14 protein-coding genes are annotated in these 12,435 nt (G+C 66.0%); 11 read left to right on the forward strand and 3 right to left on the reverse strand.

Going from position 1 to position 12,435, the window contains the following annotated elements:
- Window positions 1-11: 11 nt before the first annotated feature.
- From AC2VNO_RS11165 to AC2VNO_RS11175, 3 genes are read left to right on the forward strand one after another with little or no spacing between them, the layout of a single operon-like run.
- The gene (locus tag AC2VNO_RS11165) at window positions 12-749 is read left to right on the forward strand and encodes a DUF484 family protein (RefSeq protein WP_486934196.1); all 738 of its coding nucleotides are present in this window, start codon (window positions 12-14) and stop codon (window positions 747-749) included.
- Window positions 742-1,656, forward strand: coding sequence for a tyrosine recombinase XerC (locus AC2VNO_RS11170; RefSeq protein ID WP_486934197.1), 915 nt, complete (start codon window positions 742-744; stop codon window positions 1,654-1,656). The genes AC2VNO_RS11165 and AC2VNO_RS11170 overlap by 8 nt, the downstream gene beginning before the upstream one ends.
- The gene (locus AC2VNO_RS11175; RefSeq protein WP_486934198.1) at window positions 1,653-2,417 is read left to right on the forward strand and encodes an HAD family hydrolase; all 765 of its coding nucleotides are present in this window, start codon (window positions 1,653-1,655) and stop codon (window positions 2,415-2,417) included. Before AC2VNO_RS11170 ends, AC2VNO_RS11175 begins: the two co-directional genes overlap by 4 nt.
- Window positions 2,418-2,424: 7 nt before the next feature.
- Here AC2VNO_RS11175 and yihA read toward each other — a convergent pair whose 3' ends face one another.
- Window positions 2,425-3,042 carry a ribosome biogenesis GTP-binding protein YihA/YsxC gene (gene yihA / locus AC2VNO_RS11180; RefSeq protein ID WP_228575056.1) on the reverse strand — a complete coding sequence of 206 codons (618 nt, stop codon included), beginning with the start codon at window positions 3,040-3,042 and terminating at the stop codon, window positions 2,425-2,427.
- 258 nt (window positions 3,043-3,300) lie between these two features.
- Between yihA and AC2VNO_RS11185 the strand changes: the two genes are divergently transcribed.
- The 5 genes from AC2VNO_RS11185 to AC2VNO_RS11205 all read left to right on the forward strand — a co-directional run bounded on the left by AC2VNO_RS11185 (window position 3,301) and on the right by AC2VNO_RS11205 (window position 7,663).
- Window positions 3,301-3,921, forward strand: a complete 621-nt coding sequence (locus tag AC2VNO_RS11185; protein WP_486934199.1) for a c-type cytochrome — start codon at window positions 3,301-3,303, stop codon at window positions 3,919-3,921.
- Between the two features lie 188 nt (window positions 3,922-4,109).
- Complete coding sequence (locus AC2VNO_RS11190) at window positions 4,110-4,757, forward strand: thiol:disulfide interchange protein DsbA/DsbL (RefSeq protein WP_486934200.1); 648 nt, start codon at window positions 4,110-4,112, stop codon at window positions 4,755-4,757.
- A gap of 83 nt (window positions 4,758-4,840) precedes the next feature.
- Window positions 4,841-5,596 (forward strand): endonuclease/exonuclease/phosphatase family protein, encoded by a 756-nt coding sequence (locus tag AC2VNO_RS11195; RefSeq protein WP_486934225.1) that lies wholly within the window; start codon window positions 4,841-4,843, stop codon window positions 5,594-5,596.
- Between the two features lie 101 nt (window positions 5,597-5,697).
- Entirely contained in the window at window positions 5,698-6,246 is a 549-nt protein-coding gene (locus AC2VNO_RS11200) for a TRAP transporter small permease subunit (protein ID WP_228575062.1), read from the forward strand.
- A 10-nt stretch (window positions 6,247-6,256) separates the two neighbouring features.
- The gene (locus AC2VNO_RS11205) at window positions 6,257-7,663 is read left to right on the forward strand and encodes a TRAP transporter large permease (RefSeq protein ID WP_486934226.1); all 1,407 of its coding nucleotides are present in this window, start codon (window positions 6,257-6,259) and stop codon (window positions 7,661-7,663) included.
- Between the two features lie 27 nt (window positions 7,664-7,690).
- Here AC2VNO_RS11205 and AC2VNO_RS11210 read toward each other — a convergent pair whose 3' ends face one another.
- Complete coding sequence (locus AC2VNO_RS11210) at window positions 7,691-8,122, reverse strand: YqaA family protein (RefSeq protein WP_486934201.1); 432 nt, start codon at window positions 8,120-8,122, stop codon at window positions 7,691-7,693.
- Window positions 8,123-8,161: 39 nt separating this feature from the next.
- On the opposite strand from AC2VNO_RS11210, the gene thiD reads away from it, so the two are divergent.
- The 3 genes from thiD to dtd all read left to right on the forward strand — a co-directional run bounded on the left by thiD (window position 8,162) and on the right by dtd (window position 10,397).
- On the forward strand, window positions 8,162-8,974 hold the full coding sequence (thiD, locus tag AC2VNO_RS11215) for a bifunctional hydroxymethylpyrimidine kinase/phosphomethylpyrimidine kinase (RefSeq protein WP_486934202.1): 813 nt from the start codon (window positions 8,162-8,164) through the stop codon (window positions 8,972-8,974).
- Window positions 8,975-9,053: 79 nt separating this feature from the next.
- The gene (locus AC2VNO_RS11220; protein WP_486934203.1) at window positions 9,054-9,899 is read left to right on the forward strand and encodes a universal stress protein; all 846 of its coding nucleotides are present in this window, start codon (window positions 9,054-9,056) and stop codon (window positions 9,897-9,899) included.
- Window positions 9,900-9,959: 60 nt separating this feature from the next.
- Window positions 9,960-10,397, forward strand: coding sequence for a D-aminoacyl-tRNA deacylase (gene dtd, locus AC2VNO_RS11225; protein WP_486934204.1), 438 nt, complete (start codon window positions 9,960-9,962; stop codon window positions 10,395-10,397).
- 50 nt (window positions 10,398-10,447) lie between these two features.
- Here dtd and AC2VNO_RS11230 read toward each other — a convergent pair whose 3' ends face one another.
- Window positions 10,448-12,400, reverse strand: a complete 1,953-nt coding sequence (locus tag AC2VNO_RS11230) for an ABC-F family ATP-binding cassette domain-containing protein (RefSeq protein ID WP_486934205.1) — start codon at window positions 12,398-12,400, stop codon at window positions 10,448-10,450.
- Between the last annotated feature and the right edge of the window lie 35 nt (window positions 12,401-12,435).

Below are 12,435 nucleotides of genomic sequence, written 5' to 3' on the forward strand. Positions count from 1 at the left end.
AGGAGTCATGCATGACCCGAGCCGTCCCCGAACCGCGCAAGACCCTCGATCCGGACCGGGTGGCCGAGTGGCTGGCCCGTCACCCCGATTTCTTCGTCGGCCGTGAAGGCCTGCTCCAGCAGCTCAAGGTGCCGCACCCCGAAGCCCAGGGCACCACCTCGCTACTGGAGCGCCTGGTCCACGACCTGCGTCGCCGTGCGGAGCAGGCCGAGTGGCGGCTGGAGCAGCTGCTGGAGTCGGCGCGCCACAACGAAGTGCAGTATCGCCGCACTCGCGAGCTGGTGCTGGCGCTGCTGGAAGCCGAGGATGCCGATGCCCTGGGCGAAGCACTGGCGACGCAGATGACCGAGCACTTCCAGATCCCGGCCGTGGCGCTGTGGTGCCCCGCTCAGCTCACCAATCACGAGCCACTGCCGCCCCAGCCACCTCGCCATGTGCTCGACGAGCACGCCGGCGTTCGCCTGGCCGCGCTGCTCGACGGCCGCGCCAGCCGCTGCACTCGGCTCACGTCCACCGACTGGGGCCGCCTGCTGCCTCACGTGCGGCCGCCACGTCAGGCCGGCTCCTGCGCCTTGACTCGGCTGACGCTGGGCGAGCCGATGGGCTACCTGGTACTGGCCAGTCCCGATCCGGACCATTTCCGCGCCAGCATGGATACCCTGTTCACCGAGTACCTGGGTGACGTACTGGCCCGGCTGCTGCTGCGCCATGCGCCGCCCACCCACGAGACGCCGCCGAAGCATGGCTGACAACCTCCTGCGAGGTCAGCTGGAAGCCTGCCTGGCGGCGCTTTCGAGCACCGCCAGCCCCGCCACGCTGCGGGCGTACCGTCTCGACCTCGAGGCGCTCGCGGCATTTCTGGAAGGGCGTGACGTCTGCGATGCGTCCCGCCTCGACGTAGGCCTGGTACGCCGCTTCCTCGGCGCCGAGCGCAGCCGCGGTCTGGCGCCACGCAGCCTGGCACGACAACGGGCCGCCGTGTCCCACTTCGCCGCCTTCCTGGTCAAGGCGGGCCTGCTCGAGCACAACCCCGCCGAGCTGGTGCCGACACCTCGCCAAGGCGCCCACCTGCCCAAGCCGCTGGACGTGGACCAGCTCGCCCGGCTGCTCGACACGCCCCACGACGGTTCACCGCTGTCGCTGCGCGACCAGGCCATGCTGGAGCTGTTCTATTCCAGCGGCCTGCGTCTGGCCGAGCTGGCCGGGCTCGATCTGGGCGACCTCGACAGCCGCCGCGTACGGGTGCTCGGCAAGGGCGGCAAGCCGCGCCAGGTGCCGGTAGGAGCTAGCGCCCGCAGCGCACTCGAGGCCTGGCTGCAGGCGCGCCCGACGCTGGCCGCCGACGGTGAACCGGCGCTCTTCGTCGGTGCCCGCGGCGCCCGCCTCGGCCATCGCGCCATTCAAAAAAGGCTCACCGAAGTGGCTCGCCGCCGCGGCCTACCCGAACACCTGCACCCCCACCGGCTACGTCACTCCTTTGCCAGCCACCTGCTGGAGTCGAGCCAGGACCTGCGCGCGGTGCAGGAGCTGCTGGGACACGCCAATCTCTCCACTACCCAGATCTACACCAAGCTCGACTGGCAGCACCTGGCCGCAAGTTACGATGCCGCCCACCCCCGTGCACGTCGGCGGCGTGCCGATTCGACCGACCCATGACCATGACGGATTCCACCCCGCTCCAAGCCATCACCTTCGACCTCGACGACACCCTGTGGGACAACCACGGCGTGATGGTCGCCACCGAGACCGGCCACTACGCCTGGCTCGACGAGGCCCTGCACGACTGGATGACACGAGAAGGGCGCAGCGCCACGCAGCGTTTTGCCGAACGCTTCCCACTGGAAAGCTTCGAACAGCATCGCCGCGCCCTGGCTCGCGCTCATCCGCTGCGCCGAGGCGACTTCACCTGGCTGCGCGAGCGTGCGCTGCGTGAAATGCTGGGGGAGTACGGGATTGACCCCGCGGCTGCCGAGCAATGGGCCGGGGCGGCCATGGAACGCTTCATGGCGCTGCGCCACCGGGTCGAGCCACATCCGGAAGTTGAGGCGCTGCTGACGGCACTGGGCCGCCACTACCGCCTGGCCAGCATCACCAATGGCAACGTCGAGATAGCCCGCCTGCCACTGGGGCGCCACTTCCCGGTAGCCATTGCCGCCGGCGAGATGTTCGCCCCCAAGCCGGACCCTCGGCCCTTCCTGGCTGCCCTGGCCAGGCTGGGCGTCGCTCCGAACCGTGCCCTGCACGTGGGCGACTCCTGGCGTGAAGACGTCGAACCGGCGCGGCGGCTGGGCATGCAGGTGGCCTGGATCTCGCCTCATATCGACGACACGCCTCTTCCCGCCGGCATTCATCGCCTCGATCACGTACGCGAAATACCTGCGCTACTGCGCAGGCTGGGTCAGAAAGCGCCGCAATGACCTCGGGCTAAGGAGAAAGCGGATCGCTCAGCCACTGATCCAGGCGGGCGCTCGCCTCGTCCACTCCTTCACGCTTGAGTGAAGAGAACAGCTGCAGCGTCACCAGGTCTTCCCATTCGCGCAGGCGGCTGCGCACCTGCTGCAGGGCGCTCTTGGCGGCACCCGATTTCAGCTTGTCGGCCTTGGTCAGCAGGATATGCACCGGCATGTTCTGATCGTCGGCCCAGCCCAGCATGGTCTGGTCGAATTCGGTAAGCGGGTGGCGTACATCCATGACCAGCACCACCCCGCGCAGCGAGCGGCGGCCGCGCAGGTAGTCGGCGAGATGGCGCTGCCACTCGAGCTTGACCGCTTCCGGAACCTTGGCATAACCATAGCCGGGCAGGTCGACCAGGCGTCGGGTGGTGTCATCGCCCAGGGTGAAGAAGTTGATCAGCTGGGTGCGCCCCGGCGTGCGCGAGGTGCGCGCCAGAGCCTTCTGCCGGGTCAGCGTGTTGATTGCACTCGACTTGCCGGCGTTGGAGCGGCCGGCGAAGGCCACTTCGGCACCGTCGTCGGACGGGCACTGGGCAAGGGTGGGCGCGCTGGTCAGGAAGCGCGCGGTCTGGTAATTCAATTGGGTCATGGCCTCAACTTCCTGCCGATTGCATCGCGGAGAACAGCGTCGGGTTCTTGACCTGCATTCCCGATGCCGGCTTGTTTCGTTATAATGCGGTGTCTTTTGTCTGCGACCTGGGCGCGCTAGTGTACCACCGTGCTCTTGCTGGCAGCGACCGAAGCAATGGCGCTTCACGGCAGGGCGAGGCCGGCCTGGTTTACGAGAGGCTCGGGCTGCTCCCAGGATGCGTACCGGTACAACCCATAACGGCATAGTGAAACTGCGATGAGAAAGTTACTGGCAAGCCTGGCATTTACCATCGGCGCCGTTGGCGTCGCCCACGCCGACCTGGAAGCAGACGCCGACGCTGCAGCGGGACGCGAGCTGGCACAGCCCTGTGCCGCCTGTCACGGTCAGAACGGCATCAGCTCCTCTCCCTCATTCCCGCATCTCGCCGGACAGCAGATGTCCTACACGGCCAAGCAGATCATCGACATCCGCGACGGCAACCGTCTGGTACCGGAAATGGTCGGTCAGGTCGACGACTTCTCCGACGAGGACGCCTGGGACGTTGCCGCCTTCTACGCCCAGCAGGATGCCAACGTCGGCCAGGCCGATGCCGAGGAAGAGGCGCTGATGCGCGGTCAGGAGCTCTACCGTGCCGGCGACATGGCCAAGGGCATCCCCGCCTGTGCCGCCTGTCACGGTCCCACCGGCGTCGGCATCAATACCGCCGTCTATCCGGCGCTTTCCGGACAGTTCCCGCAGTACACCGTCGCGACGCTTCAGGACTTTGCCAGCGGCGAGCGCGCCAATGACCCCAGCAACATGATGTCGGACATTGCCGCCAAGATGAGCGATACCGACATGCAGGCCGTGGCCAGCTATATCTACGGTCTGCACTGAGCACTGCGTTATCCGTTCGCCGGTTCGCTCCGGCAGCATGAGGCGGCTCCTTGCCGCCTCATGCTTATGCAGTGGAAACGAATTTTTCGGGAACCGTGGTCGACTCCAGGGCTCAAAGTGAGCGATAACCACACTATTACGATGTAGCCGCCCCATCTCTCTGCGGTCTCTCAAGGAGCAAAAGATTCATGTTCAAGCCCTTCCGCTTTCTTCAGTCCGCCGTGATTGCCGTGGCCGGCCTCGGCCTGGCAACGCTCTCTTCGGCCAACCTGGTCGAGGGTCAGCACTACGAACGGCTGCCCGAGCCTGTCGAGACTCGCGTCGAAGAGGGGCAGATCGAGGTGACGGAGGCGTTCTGGTACGGCTGTCCTCACTGCTACAACCTGCAGAAAAGCGTGAAAGCGTGGTATGACACCCTCGGCGATGACGTCAGCGTGGTGCACCTCCCGGCCACCATGGGCGGCGACTGGAATACCCACGCCGTGATGTTCTACGCCGCCGAGTCGCTGGGCATCCTCGAAGAAGCGCATGCCGATATTTTCACCGCCATTCATGAGGAAGGGCGTCGGCTCAACGACACCGGCAGCATCGCCGCCTTCTTCAGCGACTATGGTGTCAGCGAGGAAGAGGCCCGCCAGGCCCTGGATGCCTTTGCGGTCAAAGCCCAGGTCAACCAGGCCCACGCACGTATGCGCAGCATGCGCCTGATGGGCGTACCGGCCCTGATCGTCGACGGCCGCTATCTGGTGACGCCAAGCACCGCCGGCAGCCTCGAGAACATGCCGCAGATCGCCGATGCGCTGATCGGACGTGTGCGCCAGGAACGCGAAGACTGACCGTGTCTGCCGATCTATCGCATCTGGCCAACGCTCGAACGCCGACTCTGGAAGGTGGGCACCTGAAGCTGCTCACCTTCAATATGCAGGTCGGTATCCAGACCTCGGCCTACCATCACTACCTGACCCGCAGCTGGCAGCATCTGCTGCCGCACCCGCAACGGGCGCGGCGGCTCGACATGGTCAGCAGCGTGTTGAGTCGCTTCGACATCGTCGGCCTGCAGGAGGTGGATGGCGGCAGCTTTCGCTCCAGCCACGTCAATCAGGTCGAATACCTGGCCACACGCGGCGGCTTCCCTCATCACTTCCAACAGCTCAACCGCAACCTGGGCCGCTTTGCCCAGCACAGTAACGGGCTGCTGTCGCGCCTTGCCCCGACCCTCGTCGAGGAGCATCGCTTGCCCGGCACGCTGCCGGGTCGCGGAGCCATTCATGCCCGCTACGGCGACGGCCCGGATGCCCTGCACCTGTTCGTAGCGCACCTGGCCTTGAGCCATCGCGCCCGAATGCGCCAGTTCGACTATCTCAGCGAAATCATTCAGCCACTGCGTCATGTGGTGGTGATGGGCGATCTCAACTGCACACCGGAACAGCTGCACGTGCATTCTCGTTTCTGCGCCTCGCTGCCGCTGCACCCGGTGCGCCCGCTGCCCAGCTACCCCTCCTGGCAGCCGCGACGAGCGCTGGATCACATCCTGCTTTCCGACTCTCTCGAGGCTCGTGACGTCCGCGTACTCGACCACCTCTTCTCCGACCATCTTCCCATCGCCGTGGACGTGGCGCTGCCGGCGCCCTGCCTCGCCCTGCTCGAGGCGCTGCACAAGCGACAGAACCTCTAGCGTACGCAGACAGAGGACCAGGCGTTGAGGCGCAGGGATGACGCCCGCCGCGTAATCGGCGATGATGCGGTCCCTGATTCGCTTCACACGAGATTTCCACCATGCACACCGCGAACCGTGATCCGGTCCTGCTCGCATGGCTTGACGGCTTTACCGAGGTCGTGGGCCGCTCCATCGCCTGGCTGGTAATCATCATGATGGCGGTACAGTTCGCCATCGTGGTGATGCGCTACGTCTTCAGCATCCACAGCGTGGTGATGCAGGAGTCGGTGATGTACATGCACGCCATGGTCTTCATGCTGGGGGCCGCCTGGACCCTGCGTCACGATGGCCATGTTCGCGTCGACATCTTCTACCGCAAGCTCAGCGCCCGCGGCCGAGCCTGGGTCGACCTCTGTGGAACGCTGTTCTTGCTCTTTCCGGTGGTGCTGTTCATCGCCTGGTCGAGCTTCGGTTACGTGCGCAGCAGCTGGGCGATCCTCGAACGTTCGCCCGACGGCGGCATACCCGGCGTCTATCTGCTCAAGACGCTGATCCTGCTGATGATGGCGCTACTGCTGCTGCAGGGCGTGGCGCAAGTGATTCGACAGATACTGATTCTGCGCGGCAAGGCGCCGGGCAATACACCAGAACACGACGAGGTGGTGTGACGTGGAAGCCCTGCTCGAGTTCATGCCGCTGTTCCTCTTTTTCACCGTCTGTGCGGTGCTGATGCTGGGCTACCCGGTAGCCCTGGCGCTGGCCGGAACCGCCCTGATCTTTGCCGGCCTCGGCCACCTGCTGCTGCAGATGGGCGTGCCGGTGCCCTTCGAGGCGCGCATGATGGGCGCCATGCCCAACCGTCTCTACGGCATCATGACCAATCAGACGCTGCTGGCCGTTCCGCTGTTCGTGCTGATGGGTGTGCTGCTGGAAAAGTCACGCGTGGCCGAAACCCTGCTAGACGCCATGGCGCTGCTGTTCGGTACCCTGCGCGGTGGCCTGGGGATTTCCGTGATCCTGGTGGGCATGCTGCTGGCCGCCTCCACCGGCATCGTCGGTGCCACCGTGGTGACCATGGGCCTGCTGTCGCTGCCGACCATGCTCAAACGCGGTTACTCGCCGTCGCTGGCGACGGGCAGCATCTGCGCCACCGGCACGCTGGGCCAGATCATACCGCCTTCGATCGCCCTGGTACTGCTGGGCGACGTCCTTTCGAACGCCTATCAGCGCGCTCAGCTGGCCATGGGCGTATGGAGCCCCAAGACCGTCTCGGTGGGCGACCTGTTCGTCGGCGCCCTGATTCCCGGTCTGCTGCTGGTGGTGGCTTACATCCTCTACATGATGATCGTCGCGTGGCTGAAGCCGGAAAGCGCCCCGGCCGCAGACCGGGACGTGCTGAAACAGGAGCTTGGCCACACCGGCAGCATTCTGCCGTTGTTGATCAAGGGGCTGATTCCGCCGGTGCTGCTGATCGTCGCCGTGCTGGGCTCGATCCTGGGCGGCTTCGCCACCCCCACCGAGGCCTCGGCGGTGGGCGCTACCGGCGCTTTCCTGCTGGCGCTGGCCAATCGCCGGCTCAACATACCGATGCTGCGGGAGGTGGTGTTCACCACTACCAAGGTCACCAGCATGGTGTTCCTGATCCTGATTGGCGCCGCGCTGTTCTCGCTGGTGTTCCGCGCGTATGGGGGCGAGGAGCTGGTGAAGGAGATGTTCGAAGCGCTGCCCGGCGGTGTGGTCGGTGCAACGCTGGTGGTGATGCTGGTGATCTTCCTGCTCGGCTTCATTCTCGATTTCATCGAGATCACCTTCGTGGTGGTGCCCATCGTCGGTCCGGTGCTGCTGATGATGGGTCTCGACCCGATCTGGCTCGGCATCATGATTGCGGTGAACCTGCAGACCTCGTTCTTGACGCCGCCGTTCGGCTTCGCGCTGTTCTACTTGCGCGGGGTAACGCCGCAATCGGTACCCACTTCGGCCATCTATCGTGGGGTGATCCCCTTCATCCTGATGCAGCTGGGTATGCTGGTGGCACTGGCGCTATTTCCGGGGCTGGCCACCTGGTTACCATCGATCCTGAGATAAGGCACAGGCTCGATGGCAGAGGCGCCTTTACTGGCAGAGCGGGGCTAGCCACGCCTGGGCCAGATAGAGCACCACGGCGTAGCGGGTCCCCTTGGCCAGAGTGATCAGCAGGATGGCCCGCCACCAGGGCAGGCGAAAGACGCCGGCCAGTACGGTGAGTGGATCGCCGATCACCGGGGCCCAGGAGAGTAGCAGGCTCCATTCGCCGAAGCGGTGATACCAGCGCTCGGCACGCACCAGCCCCTGGGGCGAGGCGGGAAACCAGCGCCGGTGCTGGAAACGGCGGGCGTAGCGCCCCATCCAGACATTGACCAGGCTGCCCAAGGTATTGCCCGTGGTCGCCACCAGCCACAGCGCCAACAGCGGCTGACCCACGCACCACTGTCGTGCCAGCCACACCTCGGAGCCACCCGGAAGCAAGGTGGCACTGACGAAAGCCACCACGAACAGACTCAGCATTCCGCCCCCTACACCGTTATCTTGCCCTGAGACGACGCCATGACCCAGCATCGCCCCATTCCCAATGCGCTGACCATCGCCGGCTCCGACCCCAGCGGCGGTGCCGGTATCCAGGCCGATCTGAAGACCTTCTCGGCGCTGGGCGCCTATGGTACCAGCGTCATCACTGCGCTGACCGCCCAAAACACACGCGGCGTGCGCGGCGTGCATCCGATACCGGTCGACTTCATTCGCCTGCAGCTCGATACCCTGCTCGACGACGTGAAGATCGATGCGGTGAAGATCGGTATGGTCGCGAGCCGGGAGGTCGCCGAAACCATTCGCGATGCCCTGCTGGCGAAACGACCTCGCTGGATCGTGCTCGATCCGGTGATGGTGGCCAAGAGCGGCGACATCCTGGTCGATGACGCTGGCATCGCCGCGGTACGCGAGGTGCTCGTCCCACTCGCCGATATCATTACCCCCAATCTGCCCGAAGCCGCGGTGTTGCTGGCACGCCAGGCACCGGCCAGCCGCGACGAGATGATGGAGATGGTGCCGGCACTGGCCGCTCTGGGCGCTGGCAGCGTGCTGCTCAAGGGGGGCCACCTGCGCGACGACAGCTGCCCCGACCTGCTGATCGGGAACGATGCCACACGCTGGGTCGAGGGCACGCGGATCGCCACTTCGAACCTGCACGGCACCGGCTGTTCGCTCTCGTCGGCCATTGCCGCCCGCCTGGCATTGGGCGACTCGCTGCAGCAGGCGGTTAGCTCCGCCAAACAGTGGCTCGAAGTAGCACTCACCGAGAGCCGGCGGCTCGATGTGGGCCAAGGGCATGGACCGGTCCACCACTTCCACCGCTGGTGGTAACGAAACGGCCTTGCGTCCTCGCCGGCTGCCGCCCATGCTGAAGTCTGCCTCGCCAGGCCCATCGCACCGGAGAGACGCCATGACCCAAACCCTGCTGTTCGCCTGCGACCTTTCAGCCGAGAATCGTGCCGCTTTCGCTCGTGCCATTCGCCTGGCCACGGAGAGCGGGGCGCGCCTGGACGTGCTCCATGTACTCGACCCTTATCTGCCGCGTCGGGTACTGCATGATCTCGAGGCCGCCATCGTCGACGACATGCAAGCCATCATGAGGGACATTCGCGAGGATTATGCTCTGCCGGAACCGAGCGTGATGCTGCAGACGGTGGCGGGCACCACCTATGCCGAGATCGTTCGCGAGGCGCATGACCGCGAGGTGGACATGATCGTGCTGGGGGCCCACCGCAAGCGCGGCCTGAGCGATCTGGTCGCCGGGACCACCCTGGCACGGGTGCTGAGAAGCGCGCCCTGCCCGGTGCTGACGGTGATCCAGCCGGCCAATCGGGACTGGCAGGAGATCCTGGTGCCCGTGGACTTCTCTCTGGCCAGCCGCCATACCCTGCGCGAGGCCCTCAAGCGCTTCCCCGAGGCCCGCCTGACCCTGCTCCATGCCTGGAACATACCCGGCGAACGCGAGCTGGGCTCCGATAGCGACTACGCCCGCTGGCGCGACCGAGAAGTGGAGCGCTTGCGCTGCCAGCTCGAACGCGAAACCGACCAGCTGATGGCCGAGCTGGACAGCGTTCCGGAAGTCGAGCTGGTTCTGGAGCAGGGCGAACCGCTGGAGGTGCTGCTCACCCGGCTACGGCGTCAGCCCCCCGATCTCTTGGCACTCAGTAGCCGCGGCCAGCTGGGGCGCCACAGTCCCATCACCGATGCGCTGCTCTCCGAGCCGCACTGCGATATCATGCTGTGCCGCGCCTGGTAACACCCGTCACGCCACGTGGTACCCTTCCAGCGAGCTCATCGCCAGGAGGAAACTCGTCGTATGAAGGCCCTGATACAGCGCGTGCGACGCGCCAGTGTGACGGTGGATGAACGGATCGTAGGCGCCATCGACCACGGCCTGCTGGCCCTTGTGGGCGTGGAGAAGGGAGATGACCAGGCCGCCGCCGAGCGCCTGCTGCACAAGCTGCTGCGTTACCGGGTCTTCAGCGACGAGGCGGGCAAGATGAACCTCGACCTGCAGCAGGTCGAAGGCGGATTGCTGCTGGTATCGCAGTTCACCCTGGCCGCCGACACCCGCAAGGGGCTGCGCCCGAGCTTCTCCAGCGCCGCACCGCCGGCGGAGGGCGAGCGGCTGTACCACTACCTGCTCGAGCGTGCCCGGGCAGCCTGGCCCCGGGTCGAGAGCGGGGAGTTCGCCGCCGACATGCAGGTCGAGCTGATCAACGACGGGCCGGTGACCTTTCTGCTGGAGAGTTGAAGGCACTACGCAGGCAGCATCCCGCGGCTGACCCGGGGACAGGCCATGTTTCATGCCCCGCTTTCGAGAAGCTCCGCTTCCATCGCCTCGAGCGCCTCCTCGGCAGCCAGCCACTCGGCTTCAAGTGTCTCCAGCTGCGCCTTCAGCTCGCCTTGGCGGGCCAGCCGCTCGGTGAGTTCGGCCTTGCGCGCCGGGTCGGTGTAGAGCTCGGCCTCGGCCAGCGCCTCCTCCACCGCGGCAAGTTCGCCCTGGGCCTTCTCCATTGCTTGTTCAGCGCGGTCGCGCACCTTCTTCAGCGGACGCAGCTTCTCGCGCAGCTCGGCGGCGGCGCGGCGGCTCGCTTTGCGGTCCTCCTTGGGCGCGGCACCCTCCGCCTGTCGCTCGACCTTGTCGGCGCGCGCTTCACGGCGTTCGCCCTCCAGTCGCGCCTTGAGCCAGGCGCGATAGTCCTCCAGATCGCCATCGAAAGGCTCGACGCGATGATCGGCCACGCACCAGAACTCGTCGACGCTGGCACGCAGCAGGTGACGGTCGTGGGACACCAGGATCACCGTGCCGTCGAATGCGGCGAGAGCCTCGGTAAGCGCCTCGCGCATCTCCAGGTCGAGGTGGTTGGTAGGCTCGTCGAGCAGCAGCAGGTTGGGCTTGCGCCAGGCCACCAGGGCCAGGGCCAGGCGCGCCTTCTCGCCGCCGGAGAAGCGCCCAACCTCACCGAAGACGTCATCGCCGGGAAACCCGAAGCCGCCGAGGAAGTTGCGGATCGCCTGATCGCTGGCGGTGGGAGAAAGGCGCTGCACGTGCATGAACGGCGTCGCCGTCAGATCGAGGCTCTCGAGCTGGTGCTGGGCAAAGTAGCCGATGGCGAGGTGTTCACCCGGGATGCGCTTACCTTCGAGCAGTGGCAGCTCGCCGGTAAGCGATTTGATCAGGGTCGACTTGCCGGCCCCGTTGGGACCCAGCAGGCCGATACGCTGCCCCGGCAGGATGGTCAGCTTGACCTCGTCGAGCTGCACCTTCTCACGGCCCTCATCGTCGCGATAGCCGAGCCTGGCCTGATCGAGCACCAGCAGCGGATGCGAGGTCTTGTCGGCAGCAGGCAGGGTGAAATGGAACGGCGAGTCGGCGTGCGCCACGGCGATGTCGCCCATGCGCTCGAGCATTTTCATACGGCTCTGGGCCTGGCGCGCCTTGGTCGCCTTGGCCTTGAAGCGCGCCACGAAGCGCTCGATCTCCTCGCGGCGAGCCTGCTGCTTGGCCGCTTCGGCCTGCTGCAGGGCCAGTTTCTCGGCGCGGGTACGCTCGAACGTGGAGTAGTTGCCGCGGTAGAGCACCAGGCGGCGCCGGTCGAAATGGACGATGTGGTCGCACACCGCGTCGAGGAAGTCGCGGTCGTGAGAGATCAACAGCAGGGTGCCGGGGTAGCGTATGAGCCACTGCTCGAGCCACAGCAGGGCATCGAGGTCGAGGTGGTTGGTAGGCTCGTCGAGCAGGAGCAGGTCCGAGGGCATGAACAGGGTGCGCGCCAGATTGGCCCGCATGCGCCAGCCGCCGGAAAAGTCCGACAGCGGTCGGTCCAGGTCGGCCTGAGTAAAACCCAGGCCGATCAGCAGTTGGGCTGCCCGCGACGGCGCACTGTAACCATCCAGCGCCTCGATGACACCATGCAGTTCGGCCTCCCGGTTCGCGTCTCCCTGCTGGCGAGCCGTCACGAGGGCGGCTTCGGTCCTACGCAGCTCGCGATCGCCGTCGAGCACGTAGTCGACGATGGGCCGGTCGAGTGCATCGACCTCCTGGGCCATATGGGCGATGCGCTGCCCCCCGCTCATTTCCACATCGCCACGGTCGGGGGCCAGGGAGCCCAACAGCAGCCCGAACAGGCTGGACTTGCCGGCACCGTTGGGACCGACGATACCGGCCTTGTGGCCGGCATGCAGGGTAAGCTCGGCTTCCTCGAGCAGGGTCTGGGTGCCGCGTTGCAGGGCAACCTGGCGCAATGCAATCATGCAAGCTCCAACTGACAGAACGGGGGGAGGACCGC

This window comes from Halomonas sp. TH-94, from assembly GCF_057473365.1.